This window comes from Streptomyces sp. NPDC051555 (assembly GCF_044454405.1).
In the GTDB taxonomy this organism is placed as follows: Bacteria; Actinomycetota; Actinomycetes; order Streptomycetales; family Streptomycetaceae; genus Streptomyces.
In genome coordinates this window covers 636,921-659,708 of the sequence record NZ_JBITDP010000002.1, presented here as the reverse complement: position 1 = coordinate 659,708, position 22,788 = coordinate 636,921, and the positions used below count along the sequence as shown (strand labels likewise).

Annotated in this window: 1 protein-coding gene and 1 pseudogene; both read left to right on the top strand. The window is 70.8% G+C overall.

The features are described from left to right. The first annotated feature begins 355 nt into the window (after positions 1–355). Entirely contained in the window at positions 356–11,374 is an 11,019-nt protein-coding gene (locus tag ACIBEA_RS07145; RefSeq protein ID WP_399258797.1) for a type I polyketide synthase, read from the top strand. 177 nt (positions 11,375–11,551) lie between these two features. Next, positions 11,552–22,690, top strand: a pseudogene (locus ACIBEA_RS07140) (type I polyketide synthase); the annotation flags it as partial. Positions 22,691–22,788 lie beyond the last annotated feature (98 nt).

Here is a 22,788-nt window from a genome sequence, read left to right as displayed (position 1 = left end):
CAGGTGCTTGGCTGTCAACTCTTTCCGGAGCGTGCCGCGGCGAAAGAAACGCAGATCGTTCGGGGGTTTAGAGGCCCGCGCGGCCGTCCTCGTGCTTACAAGCACCCTACGTGGATGGCCAGATGTGTGTCCGAAAGTGATCCACATCACATTGCCTCGGTCTGGTGCCGTATGACAGAGTCGATCTTGCGCTTATCAACTGTTCTAATAAGTGCAGTGAATTGGAAAACCAACATCGATCGCCAGTTGTGTATTCGCGGGTGGGGATTGGGAGTTGGCCCGGATATTATTCGGGACCGCTTCGGCGAACTTCGAAGATTAGCGGGGGTTCACATTGTCCAGGAGTGCTCGTTCGGTGCGGCACGATGACGATGGAGATGTCGATCGGATTGCTGTGATCGGGCTCTCCTGCCGTCTGCCGCAGGCCGACTCTTCTGTCCGATTATGGGAACTTCTGCGCGATGGTGTCGACGCGATCACCTCACTGCCCTCGGGGCGGTGGCAACAACGCTCCTCCGAAGACGCGGAGTTAACCTCCGAACGAGGCGGTTTCCTCGACCGGGTCGATCAGTTCGACGCCGACTTCTTCGGGATCTCGCCGCGCGAGGCGGCGGCCATGGACCCCCAGCAGCGCCTCGCGCTCGAACTCGGCTGGGAACTGCTGGAGAACGGCGGCATCACCCCCGAGCGCATGGCCGCCCTGCGCGCCGGCGTCTTCGTCGGCGCGATGAACGACGACTACGCCACCCTCACCCGCCAGCGCAGCTCGCAAGCGGTCTCGCACCACACTCTCGCCGGTCTGCAGCGAAGCATGATCGCCAACCGGCTCTCGTACCTCCTCGGCGTGAACGGCCCCAGCCTCACCGTCGACTCGGGCCAGTCGTCCTCCCTGGTCGCCGTCCACATGGCATGCCAGAGCCTGCGCGCGGGAGAATGCGAGATCGCCCTCGCCGGCGGGGTGAACCTCAACCTCAGCTTCGACGGCACCCTGAGCGTCTCCCGGTTCGGCGGGCTCTCCCCCGACGGCCGCTGCTACACCTTCGACGCCCGCGCCAACGGCTACGTACGGGGCGAGGGCGGCGGCTTCGTCCTCCTCAAACCCTTGGCGCAGGCGCTGCGGGACGGCGACCACATCCACGGCGTGCTGCGCGGCAGCGCCGTCAACAACGGTGGCGGTGACAGCCTCACCACCCCCAGCCAGCAGGCCCAGGAGGACGTACTCCGCCGCGCGCACACCGCGGCGGGCGTACGACCCGAGGACATCCAGTACGTAGAACTCCACGGCACCGGCACAGCCGTCGGCGACCCCATCGAGGCCGCGGCGCTCGCCACGGTCATCGGCTCCGCCCGCCCGGCGGACGCACCCTTGCAGGTCGGCTCGGCGAAGACGAACGTCGGCCACCTGGAAGGCGCCGCGGGCATCGTCGGCCTGCTCAAGGTCCTGCTCTCCCTGGAAGCGGGGGAGCTCCCCGCCAGCCTCAACTTCGAAACGCCCAACCCGGCCATCCCGCTGGCCGACTGGCACCTCCAGGTCCAGACCGAGCGCTCGCCCTGGCCGCGTCCGGACGTACCGCTGGTGGCCGGTGTGTCGTCGTTCGGCCTGGGCGGCACGAACGCACATGTGGTGGTGGAGCAGGCTCCCGTGGTGGAGCCGGCCCCGGCGGCGAAGCCGGGATCGGTCGGCGTGGTGGCCGGTGGCGGTGTGGTGCCGTGGGCGCTTTCGGGCCGGTCGGCCGCTGGGCTGCGTGGGCAGGCGGTGCGGTTGCGGGAGTTCGTGACGTCGTCCGATGTATCGCTTGACGTATCGCTTGATGTATCGCTCGTGGATGTCGGTCATTCGTTGGTGTCGTCGCGGGCGGGTCTTGAGCATCGGGCGGTGGTGTTGGGTTCGAGTCGTGAGGAGCTGCTGGCCGCTCTGGAGGCGGTGGCGGCGGGGGAGCCTGCTGAGGGTGTGGTGTCCGGGGTGCGGCGCGAGGGTGCGTCGGATGTGGTGTTCGTGTTCCCGGGGCAGGGTTCGCAGTGGGCCGGGATGGCGGTCGGGCTGCTGGATTCCTCGCCGGTGTTCGCGGAGCGGTTCGGTGAGTGTGCGGCTGCGTTGGCGGTGTATGTCGATTGGGTTCCGGTCGATGTGCTGCGGGAGCGTGAGGGTGCGCCGTCGTTGGATCGGGTGGATGTGGTCCAGCCGATGCTGTGGGCGGTCATGGTGTCCCTGGCGCAGGTGTGGCGTGCTCATGGGGTGGAGCCTGCTGCTGTTGTGGGTCATTCGCAGGGTGAGTTGGCGGCTGCTGTGGTGGCGGGGGTGTTGTCGGTCGAGGACGGTGCGCGGATCGTTGCGTTGCGCAGTCAGTTGATCGGGCGGGAGTTGGCGGGTCAGGGTGGCATGGTGTCGGTGCCGCTGGGCGAGGTCGCGGCGTTGGAGTTGATCGAGCCCTGGGCGGGCCGGATCGGCGTTGCCACGATCAATGGTCCGCGTTCGACGGTGGTGGCCGGTGAGGCCGATGCGCTGGACGAGCTGATGGCCGTATGCGAGCGGGATGAGGTTCGGGCCCGTCGTATTCCGGTGGACTACGGGTCGCACACTCCGCAGGTCGAGCAGTTGCGTGAGGCTCTGCTGGAGCTGGCTGCTCCGGTGGTGCCGCGTGCGGGTGATGTGCCGATGTATTCGACGGTGACGGGTGGGCTCCTTGAGGACGGTGTGGCTGATGCGGAGTATTGGTTCCGTAATCTGCGGCAGCCGGTGCGGTTTGAGGAGACGGTGCGGGGGCTGATCGCTGATGGTCACCTCACATTCGTTGAGGTGAGTGCGCATCCGGTGTTGACGTCTCCGGTCGAGGAGACCGGTGAGGCGATGGGCGTCGAGGTGTTCGCCGGCGGCACCCTGCGCCGTGACCAGGGCGGTAGCCGTCGATTCCTGGCCTCACTCGGCGAGTTGTGGGTGCGGGGCGGTACGCCCGACTGGGCGGCGGTCTTCGAGGGAAGTGATGCCCGTCGGGTCGCGTTGCCGACCTACGCCTTCCAGACCGAGCACTACTGGCTGGACAGCGCGGTCGCTGACCCCGAGGCCGCGGGCGCCGTGTCGGCGGCAGGTGCGGCCGTCGGCACCTACAGCAGTGGCGCCGGCGGTGCACACGATGTGTCGCCGGACGTCTCGCACGCGGTGCGGGCCCACACGGCAGCCGTACTGGGGCACGCCACTGCGGAGGCGGTCGACGTACGGCGCTCGTTCAAGGACCTGGGCTTCGACTCGATCATGCTCGGTGATCTGCGCAGTCGGCTGAACACCGTCCTGGGCCTGCGGCTGACCACGGCCGCCCTCTTCTCACACCCCACTCCGGCCCGGCTGGCAGCACATCTGGAGTCCGTACGCGACGACAGTGCCGCAGAGCGGCGTCCTGCCGCCGTCACGGTGCGCGAGCCCGACCGCGATCGTGTGGTGGACGGTGCGGAAGACCCCATCGCCATCGTGGCCATGAGCTGCCGCTTTCCCGGCGGGGTGAGTTCTCCCGAGGACCTGTGGCGGCTCGTTTCCACGGGCCAGGACGCGATCTCGGACTACCCCGACGACCGCGGCTGGGACCTGGAACGGCTGCTGAGCCCGAACGGCCCGGGCCGGGTCACCACCGGAGTCGGCGGCTTCGTCGAGGGCGCCACGGACTTCGACCCTCGCTTCTTCGGCATATCCCCGCGCGAAGCGCTGGCCATGGACCCGCAGCAGCGGCTTCTCCTGGAGACCTCGTGGGAGCTGCTTGAGCGCGCCGGTATAGATCCGGAACTGCTGCGCGGCAGCAGGACCGGCGTGTTCGTCGGCGCGATGGACCAGGAGTACGGCCCCCGGCTGCACGAGGCCCCGGAGACGCTCGACGGGCTGATGCTCACCGGCAAGACGACCAGCGTCGCGTCGGGCCGCATCGCCTACGTGCTCGGACTGACCGGGCCCGCGCTCACCGTCGACACCGCCTGCTCGTCCTCACTGGTCGCGCTCCACCTGGCCGTGGCGTCCCTGCGGCGCGGCGAGTGCTCGCTGGCCCTCGCCGGCGGCGCCACCGTGCTGTCGACACCCGGCATCTTCACCGAAATGACCAGCCAGCAGGGGCTGGCGCTCGACGGTCGCTGCAAGGCCTTCGCCGGCGCCGCCGACGGGACCGGTTTCTCGGAAGGCGTCGGGATGCTGCTGGTCGAGCGGCTCTCCGACGCACGCCGCAACGGCCACCGGGTGCTCGCGGTCGTAAGCGGCTCCGCGATCAACCAGGACGGCGCGTCCAACGGCCTCACCGCGCCCAACGGACTCTCCCAGCAGCAGGTCATCAGGGACGCCTGGGCCAGCGCCGGGCTCGGCTCCGCCGACGTGGACATGCTGGAGGCCCACGGCACTGGCACCGCACTGGGCGACCCCATCGAGGCGGAAGCGCTGCTCGCGACGTACGGTCAGGACCGGCCCGAAGACCGGCCGCTGCTGCTCGGCTCGCTCAAGTCCAACATCGGCCACACGCAGGCCGCCGCGGGTGTCGCGGGCGTCATCAAGTCGGTACTGGCCATCCGGCACGGACTCGTGCCGGCCACGCTCCATGTCGACGGGCCGACGCCCGAGGTGGACTGGTCCACCGGAGCGGTGCGCCTGGCCACGGAGAGCACCCCGTGGCCCGAGGCCAGCCCGGTCCGGCGAGCCGGAGTCTCCTCATTCGGCATCAGCGGGACCAACGCCCACGTCATCGTCGAACAAGCACCCGTCGACGCTGCGGCACCCGCGGCGGCACCCCTGCCCGGGGCGCGGCTGCGCGAGGGTGGCCCGCTGCCCTGGATCGTCTCGGGCCGCACACCGGCAGGACTGCGCGCACAGGCCGCACGGCTGCGGCGTGCCGCCGCCGACAGCGGGGCGACGGACGAGGAGCTGGGACGCGCCCTGGCCACCACCCGCTCTGCGCTGGAACACCGCGCCGTCGTGGTGGCGGAGGACCGCGAGATGTTCCTGGCCGGACTCGACGCACTGGAGACGGGCGAATCAGCTGCCCATGTGTTCAGCGGCCAGGTGTCCGGCGAGCCGGCCGGCGTGGTGTTCGTGTTCCCGGGGCAGGGTGCGCAGTGGGCGGGTATGGCGGTGGGGCTGCTGGATTCTTCGCCGGTGTTCGCGGAGCGGTTCGGTGAGTGTGCGGCTGCGTTGGCGGCGTATGTCGATTGGGTTCCGGTCGATGTCCTGCGGGAGCGTGAGGGTGCGCCGTCGTTGGATCGGGTGGATGTGGTCCAGCCGATGCTGTGGGCGGTCATGGTGTCGCTCGCGGCGGTGTGGCGTGCGTCGGGTGTCCAGCCGGCTGCTGTAGTGGGTCATTCGCAGGGTGAGTTGGCGGCTGCTGTGGTGGCTGGGGTGTTGTCGGTCGAGGACGGTGCGCGGATCGTCGCGTTGCGCAGTCAGTTGATCGGGCGGGAGTTGGCGGGCCAGGGTGGCATGGTGTCCGTGCCGCTCGGCGAGGTCGCGGCGTTGGAGTTGATCGAGCCCTGGGCGGGTCGGGTCAGCGTTGCCACGGTCAATGGTCCGCGTTCGACGGTGGTGGCTGGTGAGGCCGAAGCGCTGGACGAGCTGATGGCCGTGTGTGAGCGGGATGAGGTTCGGGCGCGTCGTATTCCGGTGGATTACGGGTCGCACACTCCGCAGGTGGAGCAGTTGCGTGAGGCTTTGCTGGAGCTGGCTGCTCCGGTGGTGCCGCGTGCGGGTGATGTGCCGATGTATTCGACGGTGACGGGTGGGCTCCTTGAGGACGGTGTGGCTGATGCGGAGTATTGGTTCCGTAATCTGCGGCAGCCGGTGCGGTTTGAGGAGACGGTGCGGGGGCTGATCGCTGATGGTCACCTCACATTCGTTGAGGTGAGTGCGCATCCGGTGTTGACGTCTCCGGTCGAGGAGACCGGTGAGGCGATGGGCGTCGAGGTGTTCGCCGGTGGCACCCTGCGCCGTGACCAGGGCGGTAACCGTCGGTTCCTGTCCTCGCTGGGCGAGTTGTGGGTGCGGGGCGGTACGCCCGACTGGTCGGCGGTCTATGCCCCGGTCGCCGAAGGCGCCGAGCCGGTCGAGCTGCCCACCTATGCCTTCCAGCGCGACCGCTACTGGCTCGCGCCCTCGGCCGCCGGTGCACCCGTCCAGGTGGAGCTGCCTTCCGCTCCGGTCGCCGAACCGGTCGACGGTTTCCGGCAGAAGGTGCTCGACGCGCCCACTGCCAGCCGGCGCCTGCGCATCGTGCTGGACGAGGTGTGCACCCAGGCAGCGGCCGTACTCGGCTGGGCATCGGCGCACGAGGTCGAGGTGGGCCGGGCGTTCCGCGAGGCGGGATTCGACTCGCTGACCGCCGTGGACCTGCGCAACCGGCTGGGCATCGCGATCGGGCAGCCCCTCGCGCAGACGGCCGTGTTCGACTACCCGACGCCGCTGCGGCTCGCCGAGCACCTGCGCGACCGCCTACTCGGTTCGGACGGTTCGGACGGTTCGGACGGTTCGGACGGCGACGACGCGGAGGCCGCCGCCCTGCGTTCTCGTACGACATCCGGCGCGTCCGGTGACGAGCCCATCGCCATCGTGGCCACCAGCTGCCGTTTCCCCGGCGACATACGCTCGCCGGATGACCTGTGGCGGCTGCTGCTCGACGGGCAGGACGTCATCTCCGGCCTGCCGCAGGACCGTGGCTGGGACCTCGACGCGCTGTACGACCCGGACTCCTCGCGGGCGGGCACCAGCTACGTCGACCAGGGCGGATTCCTGCACGACGCCGGGCAGTTCGACGCGGGCTTCTTCGGGATCTCGCCGCGCGAGGCCGTCGCCATGGACCCGCAGCAGCGGCTCCTTCTGGAGACCTCCTGGGAGGCCGTGGAACGCGCGGGCCTCGACCCGGAGTCACTGCGCGGCAGCAGGACCGGTGTCTTCGTCGGCGCCGTCCCGCACGGCTACGGCGCCGACGCCACCAACGCCCAGGAATCCGGGGGCTATCTGTTCACCGGCGCCGCGGGCAGTGTGGCCTCGGGGCGCATCTCCTACAGCTTCGGGCTGACGGGCCCCGCCATGACGGTGGACACCGCGTGCTCTTCTTCGCTGGTCGCGCTGCACCTGGCGGTGCAGGCGCTGCGGCAGGGCGAGTGCTCGATGGCGCTCGCCGGCGGAGTGACCGTGATGTCGACCCCGGGCGTCTTCACCGAGTTCAGCCAACAGCGAGGACTCGCTCCCGACGGCCTGTGCAAGCCCTTCGCCGCGGCAGCGGACGGCACGGCCTGGGGCGAGGGCGTCGGGGTGCTGCTCCTGGAGCCGTTGGCCCGGGCACAGCGCAACGGTCACCAGGTGCTGGCCGTGATCCGCGGCTCGGCCGTCAACCAGGACGGCGCTTCCAACGGCCTGACGGCGCCGAACGGGCCTTCGCAGCAGCGAGTCATCCGTCAGGCGCTGGCCAACGCGCAACTCGAAGCGTCGGATATCGACGTGCTTGAGGCGCACGGCACCGGCACCACTTTGGGCGACCCGATAGAGGCGCAGGCGCTGCTGGCGACGTACGGCCAGAACCGGCCCGAGGACCGGCCGCTGCTGCTCGGCTCGCTGAAGTCGAACCTCGGCCACACCTCCGCCGTCGCGGGCATCGCCGGTGTGATCAAGATGGTGGAAGCGATGCGGCACGGTGTGGTGCCGGGGACCTTGCACGTGGATGAGCCGACGCCGAAGGTGGACTGGTCGTCGGGTGCGGTGGAGTTGGTGACCGAGGGCCGTGCGTGGCCGGAGACGGGTCGGGTACGGCGTGCGGGTGTGTCGTCGTTCGGTGTGAGCGGGACGAATGCGCACGTGATCGTGGAGCAGGCCCCGGCGGTGGGGCAGGAGCAGGAGCAGGTCCTGGGCGCGGAGCAGGCTGGGGGTGTGGTGCCGTGGGCGCTTTCGGGGCGGTCGGCCGCGGGGCTGCGTGGGCAGGCGGTGCGGTTGCGAGAGTTCGTGACGTCGTCCGATGTATCGCTCGTGGATGTCGGCCATTCGTTGGTGTCGTCGCGGGCGGGTCTTGAGCACCGGGCGGTGGTGTTGGGTTCGAGTCGTGAGGAGCTGCTGGCCGCTCTGGAGGCGGTGGCGGCGGGGGAGCCTGCTGAGGGTGTGGTGTCCGGGGTGCGGCGCGAGGGTGCGTCGGACGTGGTGTTCGTGTTCCCGGGGCAGGGTGCGCAGTGGGCGGGTATGGCGGTGGAGTTGCTGGATTCTTCGCCGGTGTTCGCGGAGCGGTTCGGTGAGTGTGCGGCTGCGTTGGCGGCGTATGTCGATTGGGTTCCGGTCGATGTCCTGCGGGAGCGTGAGGGTGCGCCGTCGTTGGATCGGGTGGATGTGGTCCAGCCGATGTTGTGGGCGGTCATGGTGTCCCTGGCGCAGGTGTGGCGTGCTCATGGGGTGGAGCCCGCTGCTGTAGTGGGCCACTCCCAGGGTGAGTTGGCGGCTGCTGTGGTGGCGGGGGTCCTCTCGCTGGAGGATGCGGCGCGGATCGTGGCGCTGCGCAGCCAGTTGATCGGGCGGGAGTTGGCGGGTAGGGGCGGCATGGTGTCGTTGCCGTTGGCGGAGGCTGCTGCGCTGGAGTTGATCGAGCCCTGGGCGGGCCGGATCGGCGTCGCCACGGTCAATGGTCCGCGGTCCACGGTCGTCGCCGGTGAGGCCGAAGCGCTGGACGAGCTGATGGCCGTATGCGAGCGCGACGGCGTACGGGCGCGTCGTATCCCGGTGGATTACGGGTCGCATACAGCGCAGGTGGAGCTGTTGAGGGAAGCGCTGTTGGAGCTGGCTGCTCCGGTGGTGCCGCGTGCAGGTGATGTGCCCATGTATTCGACGGTGACGGGTGGGCTTCTTGGGGAGGGTGTGGCTGATGCGGAGTATTGGTTCCGTAATCTGCGGCAGCCGGTGCGGTTTGAGGAGACGGTGCGGGGGCTGATCGCTGATGGTCACGTCACGTTCCTTGAGGTGAGTGCGCATCCGGTGTTGACGTCCCCGGTCGAGGAGACCGGTGAGGCGATGGGCGTCGAGGTGTTCGCGGGCGGCACCCTGCGCCGTGGTGAGGGCGGTCCGGAGCAGTGGTTGAGGTCCCTGGCCCAGCTGTGGGTGCAGGGTGGGGTGCCGGACTGGCAGGCGGTGTTCGCAGGTACCGGGGCCCGCCGGGTGGAACTGCCGACCTACGCGTTCCAGACCAAGCACTACTGGTTCGACACCGCGCCGGCCCGCGCCGCCGCGACCGCGGATCCGCACGCCGCCTTCTGGGAGGTGGTGGAACGCGAGGACCTGGAGGGACTCGCGAAGACCTTGCGGCTGAACGAGGCGCAGACCGGGCTGACGTCCGTACTGCCCGCGCTCGCCGCTTGGCACAAGCGGCACGCGGAAGCGGTCAGCATGGAGTCGTGGCGATACCGGGCCCACTGGAAGTCGCTGCCCTCCGGCCCCAAGGCCGCCCTGTCCGGCACCTGGCTGGTCGCCGTCACCCCGGACCAGCTCGACGGCGAGCTGTACGAGACGGTGGCCGGGGCCCTGCGCGCACAGGGGGCCCTGGTCGAACCGCTGGTCGTACGCGGCGCCGAGGACGCGGGGCAGGGTGGGAATCCGTGGGTCGAGACCCTGGCCGCGCACTCTGCGGCAGCCGGTGTGCTGTCGCTGCTCGCGCAGGACGAGAGTCCGCTCGCGGACGCGCTCGCCACCCCGACCGGATTCGCCCAGAACCTCGCGCTGCTCCAGCAGTTGGAGGCCGCCGACTCGGACGCCGCACTGTGGTGCGTCACCCAGGGCGCGGTGTCCATCGGTGAGCGGGACCCGCTCACCAGCCCGGCGCAGGCGCTGGTCTGGGGCCTCGGCAGGGTGGCGGCGCAGGAACTGCCGACCCGCTGGGGCGGTCTGGTCGACCTCCCGAGGGAGCCGGACGCGCGCGCCCTCGCGCGGCTCTGCGACGTGCTCGCGGCCGAGGCCGACGAGGATCAGGTCGCGGTCCGCTCGACCGCGACCTACGGGCGCCGGCTCGTCCGCGCGCCTCTCAGCGGCGCACTGGGCGATGGCTGGACGCCGGGCAAGGGCACGGTACTGATCACGGGTGGCACCGGCGCACTCGGCGGCGAGGTCGCCAGACGACTGGCTGCTCAGGGCGCCGAGCACCTGCTGCTCGTCAGCAGGCAGGGCGGTACGGCCCCCGGCGCCACCGACCTCGAAGCCGAACTGGCCGCCACCGGAGCCCGCGTCACCACGGTCGCCTGCGACGTGGCGGACCCGGAGGCCTTGCGCCACCTGCTGGACTCGGTGCCCGACGACTGCCCGCTGGCCGCTGTGGTGCACACCGCGGCAGTACTGGACGACGGGGCGCTCACCACGCTGACGCCCGAGCAGCTCGACCGGGTACTGCGGGTCAAGGCAGCTGCGGCTTTCCAACTGCACCTGATGACGCAGAACTTGGGGCTATCCGCCTTCGTGCTGTTCTCGTCGCTGGCGGGCACGGTCGGCATGGCGGGCCAGGGCAACTACGCGCCGGGCAACGCCTACCTGGACGCACTCGCCCAGTACCGCCGTGCGCAGGGGCTCGCGGCCACCTCCGTCGCCTGGGGTTCCTGGGCCAGGGGCGGCATGGCCGGCCGGGACGTGGTCGGCGACACCAGCATCCGGCACGGCGTACCGCTGCTCCAGCCGGAGCGCGCCACCGTCGCACTGGAGACGGCGCTCGCCCACGGCGACACCAGCCTCGTGATCGCGGACATCGACTGGGAGAGGTTCGCGTACTCCTACACCGCGGCCAGGCCCAGCCGTCTGCTCGACGAACTGCCGGAGGCCCGCGCCGTGCTCACGCGGGACGAACCCGCCGACGCGGCCACCACCCTCACGCTGTCCGAGCGGCTGGCCGACCTGGCGCCGGCCGAGCGCGAACGGCAGTTGCGCACGACGGTCCGTAAGCAGGTGGCAGCCGTACTCGGCCACGACTCCGGGGAAACGGTGGAACTCCGGCGCCGATTCCTGGAAATGGGCCTGGACTCGGTCACCGCCGTGGAACTGCGCAACCGGCTCAACACGGCGACCGGTCTGCGACTGCCCGCCACGATCGTCTTCGACTGCCCGACCGTGCATGAACTCGTGCGCTACCTCGGCGACGCACTGTTCGGAGACAAGGACGCGGCCGTGGGCTCCACGGACGCGCCGGCCCCCGGTACGGCCGAACTCGACCAGCTTGAGGCGCTCCTGGGGCAACTGCCCGACGGAGATCCCTCCAGATCCGAACTGGCGGCTCGGCTACGTCAGTTGCTGCGCACAGCATCCGGACCAGGTGTGGACGGCGAGGAAGCCCTCGATGCCGAAGACCTCGAATCCGCGAGCAACGACGACCTCTTCAAGTACATCGGCAAAGAGTTCGGGATCTCCTGAGCCGCTGATCGACGCCGCGGTTCCGACACGCGCCTCTCCGCGGGCGCACGCACACTTCCGTCTCACTTTCGGGGGCACGCAAGCATGGACGACGCCAAAAAGCTCCGCTATTACCTGACCCGGGTCACAGCCGAGCTGAAGGAGACCCAATCGCGGCTGCAGGCTGCGGAGTCGGTGGACAGTGAGCCGATGGCGATCATCGGGATGAGCTGCCGGTTCCCCGGCGGGGTCGCCTCTCCCGAGGACCTGTGGCGGCTGCTCTCCGAGGGCGGCGACGCCATCACCGGACTCCCCACCGACCGCGGCTGGGACGCGGGTTCCCTGGTGGACGTGACCGGAGAGCGACCCGGCAGCTCGTACGTGGCCGAGGGCGGATTCCTGCACGACGCGGGGCAGTTCGACGCGGGCCTCTTCGGGATCTCGCCGCGCGAGGCGCTCGCCATGGACCCGCAGCAGCGGCTCCTGCTGGAAACCTCCTGGGAGCTGTTCGAGCGCTCCGGCATCGCCCCCGACGCCCTGGACGGCAGCAGGACCGGCGTCTTCATCGGCTCCAGCTTCCGCGACTACGGAAGCAGGCTGCCCGCGATCCCCGAAGAGGTCGAGGGCCACGCCATGACGGGCACCGCGGGCAGCGTGGCCTCGGGGCGCATCTCCTACACCTTCGGCCTGACCGGTCCCGCCGTCACGGTCGACACGGCCTGCTCCTCTTCGCTGGTGGCGCTGCACCTCGCGATTCAGGCGCTGCGCCACGGCGAGTGCTCGATGGCGCTCGCGGGCGGGGTCGCGGTCATGTCGACGCCCGACCTGTTCACGGAGTTCAGCCGGCAACAGGGCCTGGCACGCGACGGCCGCAGCAAGGCGTTCGCCGCGTCCGCGGACGGCATGAGCGCGGCTGAAGGAGTGGGCCTGCTGCTGGTCGAGCGCCTCTCCGACGCACGGCGAAACGGTCACCAGGTGCTGGCCGTGATCCGTGGTTCGGCGGTCAACCAGGACGGCGCCTCCAGCGGGCTGACGGCGCCCAACGGCCCCGCGCAGCAGCGTGTGATCCGGCAGGCGCTGACGAGCGCAGGGATGAAGGGCTCCGAGGTCGACGTCGTCGAGGCGCACGGCACCGGCACGGCACTGGGCGACCCGATAGAGGCGCAGGCGCTGCTGGCGACGTACGGCCAGGACCGGCCCGAGGACCGGCCGCTGCTGCTGGGCTCCCTCAAGTCCAACATCGGTCACACGCAGGCCGCGGCGGGCGTGGCCAGCGTGATCAAGATGGTGGAGGCGATGCGGCACGGTGTGGTGCCGGGGACCTTGCACGTGGATGAGCCGACGCCGAAGGTGGACTGGTCTTCGGGTGCGGTGGAGTTGGTGACCGAGGGCCGTGCGTGGCCGGAGACGGGTCGGGTACGGCGTGCGGGTGTGTCGTCGTTCGGTGTGAGCGGGACGAACGCGCACGTGATCGTGGAACAGGCTCCCGTGGAGGAGTCGGCCGCGGCGGAGCCGGCCGAGGTCGTGGACGGCGCGCCGGGTCGGGTCGGTGTGGTGGCCGGTGGTGGTGTGGTGCCGTGGGCGCTCTCGGGGAAGTCGGTGTCGGCGCTGCGTGGGCAGGCGGTGCGGCTGCGGGAGTTCGTGACGTCGTCTGATGTATCGCTTGATGTATCGCTCGTGGATGTCGGCCATTCGTTGGTGTCGTCGCGGGCGGGTCTTGAGCATCGGGCGGTGGTGTTGGGTTCGAGTCGTGAGGAGCTGCTGGCCGCTCTGGAGGCGGTGGTGGCGGGGGAGCCTGCTGAGGGTGTGGTGTCCGGGGTGCGGGCGGACAGGGAAGACGGCGTGGTGTTCGTGTTCCCGGGTCAGGGTGCGCAGTGGGCCGGGATGGCGGTCGGACTGCTGGATTCCTCGCCGGTGTTCGCGGAGCGGTTCGGTGAGTGTGCGGCTGCGTTGGCGGCGTACGTCGATTGGGTTCCGGTCGATGTCCTGCGGGAGCGTGCGGGTGCGCCGTCGTTGGATCGCGTGGATGTGGTCCAGCCGATGCTGTGGGCGGTCATGGTGTCGCTCGCGGCGGTGTGGCGTGCGTCGGGTGTCCAGCCGGCTGCTGTAGTGGGTCATTCGCAGGGTGAGTTGGCGGCTGCTGTGGTGGCTGGGGTGCTGTCGGTCGAGGACGGTGCGCGGATCGTCGCGTTGCGCAGTCAGTTGATCGGGCGGGAGTTGGCGGGTCAGGGCGGCATGGTGTCCGTGCCGCTCGGCGAGGTCGCGGCGTTGGAGTTGATCGAGCCCTGGGCGGGCCGGGTCAGCGTTGCCACGATCAACGGTCCGCGGTCCACGGTCGTCGCTGGTGAGGCCGAAGCGCTGGACGAGCTGATGGCCGTATGCGAGCGCGACGGCGTACGAGCGCGTCGCATTCCGGTGGACTACGGGTCGCACACCCCGCAAGTGGAGCTTTTGAAGGGAGCGCTGTTGGAGTTGGCTGCTCCGGTGGTGCCGCGTGCGGGTGATGTGCCGATGTATTCGACGGTGACGGGTGGGCTTCTTGGGGAGGGTGTGGCTGATGCGGAGTATTGGTTCCGTAATTTGCGGCAGCCGGTGCGTTTTGAGGAGACGGTGCGTGGGCTGATCGCTGATGGTCACGTCACGTTCGTTGAGGTGAGTGCGCATCCGGTGTTGACGTCTCCGGTCGAGGAGACCGGTGAGGCGATGGGCGTCGAGGTGTTCGCCGGTGGCACCCTGCGCCGTGATCAGGGTGGTAGCCGTCGGTTCCTGGCCTCGTTGGGCGAGTTGTGGGTGCGGGGCGGTACGCCGGACTGGTCGGCGGTCTTCGAGGGAAGTGATGCCCGTCGGGTCGCGTTGCCGACCTACGCCTTCCAGACCGAGCACTACTGGCTGGACGCCGGGACCGGCACCGCGGGGATGTCCGGGGCCGGGCTCTCCGCGCTCGGCCATCCTCTGCTGGCCGTCGGCATCGCTCTCGCGGACGGCAACGGCCACGTCTCCACCGGTCGTATCTCCCTGCACACCCACCCCTGGCTGGCCGACCACGTGGTGATGGGCCGGGCGCTCGTGCCGGGGGCCGCCGTACTGGAGCTGATGCTGCGGGCCGGTGAGAGCGTGGGCACCGAGCTACTGGACGAACTCGTCCTGCACTCACCGCTGGTCGTGCCGGCCGGTGACACGGCGGTCGACCTCCAGGTCGTCGTCGAGGCACCCGACGAGCAGGGCCGGCGCGCGGTGCGGCTGTACTCCCGGGCGTACCACCCCGGGCAGGACGACGGCTCCGAGTGGATCTGTCACGCCGAGGGCACGCTGGTCGCCGCACCCGTCGAAGAGCCGTCGGTGCAGGACACCGTATGGCCGCCGACCGGCGCGCAGGCCGTGGACATCGACGGGCTCTACGAGCGCCTGGCAGCCACGGGATACGGCTACGGCCCGGTCTTCCAGGGCATCCGTGCGGTGTGGCGGCGTGGCGAGGAGTTGTTCGCCGATGTCGTATTGCCGGAGGGCGCCGAGCGGGATGCCGGGCGGTTCGGGGTGCACCCCGCGCTCGTCGACGCGGCGCTCCAGACGCGTCTGGTGACCCTGCTGGAAGGGCAGGGCGACCGGCTGATGCCGTTCTCGTTCGCCGGGGCCCGTCTCCACGCGACCGGTGCCACCGCGGTCCGGGCCCGGCTGACTCCGAGGGGCGACGACGCCCTTTCGGTCCAGTTGACCGATCACACCGGGCTGCCGGTCCTCACCATCGAGACCCTCACCTCGCGGCCACTGACCGCGGACACGCTCGCGGGTCAGAGCGTCGACTCGCTCTACGAGGTCAACTGGGCGCCGCTGGGCGGCGGTTCCGAGCAGCTGGAAGCCGACGGATCGACCGCGGTCATCGGCGAAGGGCTGCCGGGCCTCGATCTGCCACGGTATGAGGACCTCGCCGCGCTCGCCGCGAGCGTCCGCAGCGGCGGCGCCGTACCGCACACCGTGCTCCTGCCCTGCCCGCGACCGGACGCCGTCGGCACCGCTGCCGCACCCGCCGTCACCCGGGAACTGCTCGCCTCCGTGCTGGGTGCCGTTCAGGAGTGGCTGGCCCTGCCGGAACTGGAGGAGGCCAGACTCGCCGTGGTGACCCGCGGCGGCTCGGCCGTCGCACCCGGTGAGCGGCCCGACCCCGGACACGCGGCGGTCCAGGGCCTGGTGCGTTCGGCCCACTCCGAACACCCCGACCGCTTCCTGCTGGTCGACCTGGACGACGCGCCGTCGTCCGCCGTCGCCCTGCCCGCCGCGGTCGCCGGTGCGGTGGCCACGGGCGAGAGCTCCCTCGCCGTACGTTCCGGAGCCGTGTCCGTACCCCGCCTGCGCCGAGTCACCCCGGCCAACGCCGACACGCTGGGCCTTCCCGGGGCCGAGGACTGGGGCGTGGACCTCGATACGGGCGGCACCTTGGACGGGCTGCGTCTGGTGACCGACCCGCGTGCCGCCGAGCCCCTCGGAGACGGGCAGGTGCGGGTCGCCGTACGTGCCACCGGCGTCAACTTCCGTGACGTCCTGGTGGCGTTGGGTGTCGTACCCCACACCGAGGCGTTGTTCGGTAGTGAGGGTGCGGGGGTGGTGACCGAGGTGGGCCCGGGGGTGACCGGGTTCGTGGTGGGTGACCGGGTGATGGGTCTGTTGTCCGGTTCGTATGCGGGTCCCTCGGCGGTGGCCGATAGTCGGATGATTGTTGCGATGCCTGCTGGGTGGTCGTTCGCTGGGGCGGCGTCGGTGCCCGTGACGTTTTTGACTGCCTATTACGCGTTGGTCGATTTGGCCGGGTTGCGTGAGGGTGAGTCGTTGTTGGTGCATGCGGCGGCGGGCGGGGTGGGTATGGCCGCGGTTCAGTTGGCCAGGCACCTTGGGGTCGAGGTGTATGCGACGGCGAGCGAGGGCAAGTGGTCCACGGTTCGTGAGTCCGGTGTCGGCGCGGAGCGGTTGGCTTCCTCGCGGGGTGTGGAGTTCGCGGACCGGTTCTTGGAGCAGAGCGGGGGCCGGGGTGTTGATGTTGTTCTCAACAGTCTGGCGCGGGAGTTCGTGGACGCTTCGCTGCGGTTGCTGCCGCGGGGTGGCCGGTTCCTGGAGATGGGCAAGACCGATATCCGTGATGCGGAGGAGGTGGCCGCCGCCCATGCAGGGGTGCGCTATCGGGCTTTCGATCTGGGTGAGGCGGGTGCTGATCGGCTCGGTGAGATGCTCACGCACTTGGCTGAGCTTTTCGCTCGTGGGGAGCTTGTGCCGCTGCCGGTGACCGCGTGGGATACGCGTCAGGCTCCGCAGGCTTTCCGGCATATGAGTCAGGCCCGGCACATCGGCAAGGTGGTCCTGACCAACCCGCGGTCCGTGCTGACCGGGACCGTGTTGGTGACTGGTGGTACGGGTGTCATCGGGTCGGCGGTGGCCCGCCATCTCGTTGTTGAGCATGGTGTGAGGGATCTGGTGCTCACCGGCCGCCGGGGCCCGGATGCCCCGGGTGCTGGTGAGTTGGTCGCGGAGCTGACTGCGCTGGGTGCGAGCGTGCGGGTGGAGGCTTGCGACGCTGCCGATCGTGCCGCCCTCGGTATTCTCCTGGACGGGCTCGACGGGTTGTGTGGTGTGGTGCACGCCGCCGGAGCCTTGGACGATGGTGTCGTTGCCGGGCTGACTCCGGAGCGCCTGGATACGGTGCTTCGTCCGAAGGTGGACGCGGCGTGGAATCTGCATGAGCTCACTCGTGGCCGGGACCTGGCGCTGTTCGTGCTGTTCTCCTCGGCGGCCGGAGTCTTCGGTTCTCCCGGGCAGGGCGGCTATGCGGCGGCGAACTCCTTCCTCGATGCTCTCGCGCAGGAGCGGCGCGTCCAGGGGCTGCCCGCGCATTCCCTGGCGTGGGGGTTGTGGGCGGATCGCAGTGCCATGACCGGTGCGTTGGGGACCGCTGACCTGGACCGGATGCGCAGGGCCGGTATCAGGGCGCTCGCCACGGAGGAGGGTCTTGCTCTCTTCGACGTGGCGGTGCGCCTGCCGGACGCGTATACCGTTCCGGTCCGTCTCGATCTGGCGACGCTGCGCGAACAGCGCCCTCTGGCGCCGCTGTTCCGTGCTCTGGTGCGCACCACGGCCAAGCGAGCGGCCGCGAACACCTCCGTGGGCAGTGGCGACGGGCTGCGTGAACGCCTGGCTGCGCTGGCCCCGGCTGAGCGCGACCGCGAGCTGACAGAACTCGTATGTGCACAGGCTGCGTTGGTTCTCGGCCATGGCACCGCTGGCGCGGTGGAGGTCGATCGTGCGTTCCGTGACATGGGTTTCGATTCGCTGACCGCTGTCGAGCTGCGTAACCGGATCGGGTCCGCCACCGGGCTGCGCCTGTCGGTGACCGCTGTCTTCGACCATCCCACTCCTGCCGCCCTCGCCGCCGAAGTCGCCATCCAGCTCGGAGTGGGTGAGGGCGTCGCACCGGTGCGCGCCACTCCCACCGCCGCACCGGCCAGTGTCGTCTCCGACGACGACCCGATCGTCATCATCGGTATGAGCTGCCGTTTCCCCGGCGGTGTCGGCTCGCCCGAAGAGTTGTGGCAACTGCTCACCGACGAACGCGACGCCATGGGCGACTACCCCACCGACCGCGGCTGGGACTCCGTCGACCTGCACAACGCCGAGGCCCCCGACCTGCACTTCGCCAAGGTCGGCGGATTCCTGCACGACATGGCGGACTTCGACCCCGGCTTCTTCGGAATGTCGCCCCGCGAGGCCCAAGCCACCGACCCGCAGCAGCGACTGCTCCTTGAGGCCACCTGGGAGGCACTGGAGCGGGCCGGCATCGACCCCGGCACCCTGCGCGCCACCCCGACCGGCATCTTCACCGGGCTGATCTACAACGACTACGCCGTGCGCTTCCCCCACCTGCTCAGCGGCTACGAGGGCTACCTGGGGAACGGCAGCGCCAACAGCGTCGCCTCCGGCCGCATCGCTTACACCCTCGGCCTGGAAGGCCCCGCGATCACCGTCGACACGGCGTGCTCGTCGTCGCTGGTGGCCCTGCACCAGGCCGCACACGCCCTGCGCAGCGGCGACTGCACGCTGGCGGTCGCCGGTGGTGTCACCGTCATGTCGACCCCGCGCCCGATGGTGGAGTTCAGCCGGATCAGCGGCCTCGCGCCCGATGGCCGCTCCAAGGCGTTCGCCGCCGATGCCGACGGCATGGGCTTCGCCGAGGGCGTCGGCATGCTCGTCGTCGAGCGATTGTCGGACGCGCGCCGCAACGGGCACCCCGTCCTCGCGGTGATCCGTGGCTCCGCGCTCAATCAGGACGGGGCGTCCAACGGCCTGACCGCGCCGAGCGGTCCCGCGCAGCAGCGCGTCATCCGCCAGGCGCTTGCCAACGCCGGGCTCACCACCGCCGACGTCGACGCCGTCGAGGCGCACGGCACCGGAACCCCGCTCGGCGACCCGATCGAGGCCCAGGCGCTGCTCGCCACGTACGGCAAGGACCGGCCCGAGGACAAGCCGCTGCTGCTCGGCTCGGTGAAGTCCAACATCGGCCACACCCAGGCCGCGGCCGGTGTCGCGGGCGTCATCAAGATGGTGCTCGCCCTGCGGCACGGTGTGGTGCCCAAAACGCTGCACGTGGACGAGCCCACCGCGCACATCGAGTGGGACTCGGCCGGTGTGCGGCTCGCCGACGCGAGCGTGCCGTGGCCCGAGACGGGCAGGCCGCGACGCGGGGGTGTCTCCTCGTTCGGCATCAGCGGCACCAACGCCCACGTCATCCTCGAACACGCCCCGGAGCCCGAGGCCGAGGCCGCCGAGGAGACCGGCGACCACCTGCCGTGGGTGATCTCCGCCAAGAGCCCGGAAAGCCTGCGCGTGCAGGCACTGCGTCTGCACGCACACGTCAGCGCCGCTCCCGAGGCCGGCCTCGTCGACATCGCGCGCTCGCTCCTGACCACCCGGGCGGAGTTCGAGCACCGCGCCGTCGTCATCGGCCGCGACCGCGAGGAACTGCTGGGGCGCCTGGCCGCGTTCGGCCACGGCGACGAGACCCCCGGCGTGGTCCAGGGCTCTGCGGCACGCGACATCAAGGCCGCCTTCGTCTTCCCCGGGCAGGGCTCGCAGTGGGCGGGAATGGCGACCGAACTCCTGGACTCCTCGCCGACGTTCGCGGAGCGGTTCGGTGAGTGCGCGGCGGCCCTCGCCCCGCACATCGACTGGGTGCCCGCGGACGTGCTGCGCGAGCGCGAGGACGCTCCGTCGCTTGATCGGGTGGACGTGATCCAGCCGATGCTGTGGGCGGTCATGGTCTCGCTCGCGGCGGTGTGGCGCGCGCACGGCGTCCAGCCCGCTGCCGTAGTGGGCCACTCCCAAGGTGAGTTGGCGGCCGCCGTTGTCGCCGGCGTGCTCTCCCTGCAGGATGCCGCGCGGATCGTCGCGCTGCGCAGCCAGCTGATCGGGCGTGAACTGGCGGGCCAGGGCGGCATGGTGTCCGTGCCGGTGGGCGAGGACACGGCGCAGGAGCTGATCGAGCCCTGGGTGGGCCGGATCAGCGTCGCCACGATCAACGGCCCGCAGTCCACGGTCGTCGCCGGTGAGGCCGAGGCGCTGGACGAGCTGATGACCGCGTGCGAGCGGGATGGGGTTCGGGCCCGTCGCATTCCGGTGGACTACGGCTCCCACACCCCGCAGGTCGAGCAGCTGCGCGAGGCTCTCCTTGAGCTCGCCGCTTCCGTGACCCCGCGCCCCTCCCAGGTGCCGATGTACTCGACCGTCACCGCCGGGCTCCTCGAAGACGGTGCGGCCGACGCCGAGTACTGGTACCGCAACCTCCGCGAACCCGTCCGCTTCCGGCAGACCGCGCTGGCTCTCGCCGACGCCGGCCACGGCGTCTTCGTCGAGGTCAGCCCGCATCCGGTGCTGACCACCGGCATCGAGGCCAGCCTCGCGGACCTCGCGGCCACCCCCGTGGTCGCGGGCACCCTGCGGCGCGAGGACGGCGGCCGCGGCAGACTCCTGACCTCCCTCGCCGAACTGTTCGTCGCCGGGGCCCCCGTGGACTGGTCGAGCACCTTCGACGGTGGCAGGACCGTGGACCTGCCCACCTACGCATTCCACCGGCAGCGCTACTGGTTGGACGCCCCCGCGCCCGCGCGGGACACCGCGGGCTCCGGCGTCGACAGCGCCTTCTGGACGGCGGTCGACGGCGGCGACACCGCATCGCTCGCCGCCGCGCTCGGCGTGGCGGACGACTCCGTGCGCTCCTCACTTGCCACCGTCCTGCCCGCGCTCGCCGCCTGGCACGGCAAGCAGCGCGAGGAGTCGGCCGTGGACGCCTGGCGCTACGGGATCGAGTGGGCGCCGGTCCAGGACACCCAGGCCCGCCTCACCGGCACCTGGCTGCTCGCCGTGCCCGAGGAGCGCGCCGACGACCCGACGGTGTGGGCCATCGGCGCGGGCATCGAGCGCCGCGGCGGCACCGTCCGCCAGGTCCTGCTCCCCGCGGAGCGCGCCGAGTACGCCGCCGGCACGGGCGAAGGTGCGTACGTCGACGAGATCTCCGCACGACTGCGCGCCGTCGAAGGACACGAGCACGCGGCCGGAGTACTCGCGCTGACCGGACGGGACGAGGACTCCCACCCGGCGCACCCCGGCGTGCCCCTCGGCTTCACCCGCACCCTCGGGCTGATCCAGGCGCTGGCCACCACCGCGGTCACCGCCCCCATGTGGTGCGTCACCAGCGGCGCGGTCACCACCGGCGGCGGCGCCGAACTCACCGGACCCCGCCAGGCGATGGTGTGGGGACTCGGCCGGGTAGCGGCCCAGGAGAACCCGGACCGCTGGGGCGGCCTGATCGACCTGCCCGCCGAACCCGGGGAGCGGGACATCGACCGGCTCTGCGCCCTGCTGACCGGCGCGAGCGGCGAGGACCAGCTCGCGGTGCGCCCCTCCGGCGTCCTCGCGAGGAGGCTGGTGCGCGTCGCCGCGTCCGCGGGACGGGACGGCGCCTGGCAGCCCCCCAAGGGCACCGTCCTGATCACCGGCGGTACCGGCGCGCTCGGCGGCCACATCGCACGCCGGCTCGCCGAGCAAGGCGCCGAGCACCTGATGCTCCTGAGCAGGAGCGGCCCCGATGCCGAGGGCGCCGACGCGCTGCGGGCCGAACTGAGCGCAGCGGGCGCGCGGGTGACGGTCGTGTCCTGCGACGCGGGTGACCGCGACGCATTGGCGGACGCCCTGGCCGGCATCCCGGAGGAGCTGCCGCTGACCGCGGTCTTCCATACCGCCGCCGCCCTGGACGACGGCCCGCTGGAGACGCTGACCCTTCCCCGCGTAGCCGCCTCGTTCCGCTCGAAGGCGGGTGCCGCGTGGAACCTCCACGAGTTGACCGCGGACGTGGACCTGTCGGCCTTCGTGCTCTTCTCCTCCACGGCGGGCACCTTCGGCGCCGCGGGCCAGGGCAACTACGCCCCGGGCAACGCCTACCTGGACGCCCTGGCCTGGTACCGCAGGGCCCATGGCCACGTGGCGACCTCCATCGGCTGGGGCGCCTGGGCCCAGGGCGGCATGGCGGAGAAGGAGGCCGTCGCTGATCTGCGCCGCAGGCACGGCGTGCCGCTCATGGACCCGCAGCGCGCCACCCTCGCCATGGAGCGGGCCCTGGCGGGCGACGACACCTTCGTGGTCCTCGCCGACATCGAGTGGGACAAGTTCCAGCGCGCTTACACCGCCGCGCGACCCAGTCCTCTGCTGTACGGCCTCGCGGAGGTCCAGCGCCCCCGGGACACGGCTGCGGACGGGGTGGGTACCGGCGGCACGGCGGGCCCCCGGCTTGCCGAGCGTCTGTCCGGCCTGGCTCGTAAGGAGCAGGACCGGGTGCTGCGCGAGGCGGTCCGTACCCACGCCGCGGCCGTCCTCGGCCACGACGGAGCCGAATCGGTGTCGCTCACCCGCTCGTTCGCGGAGCTCGGCCTGGACTCGGTCACCGCGGTGGAGCTGCGCAACCGCCTCGGCGGAGTGGTCGGCCACAAGCTGCCGGCCGGGCTCGTCTTCGACTATCCGACGGTCGCCGACCTCGTCGGCTATCTGCGCGACCTGTTGGTCGGCGACGAGACGTGCACCAGCCCGGTGCTGGCCGAACTGGACCGCCTGGACGTCGAGTTGGCAACCCTGCGTGACGACGACCCGGTCAGGGGCGAGGTGGCGGAGCGGCTGGAGAAACTGCTGCGCCGTGTCAGCCCCGACTCGGTGGTCACCTCGGGCGGCGGGGCCGCGCAGAGCTGGGACCTGCAGGGAGCCTCCCAGGACGAAGTGTTCGCAATGATCGATGACGAGCTGGGAGAGCCGTGATCCGCACCGGCCGGACGCGCTGCGCGCCGCCCTTGTGACTCCACCCGGAACACGACTGCCGACCCTGTTAGTGCTGCTAAGGAATGGACCCGCCGCGC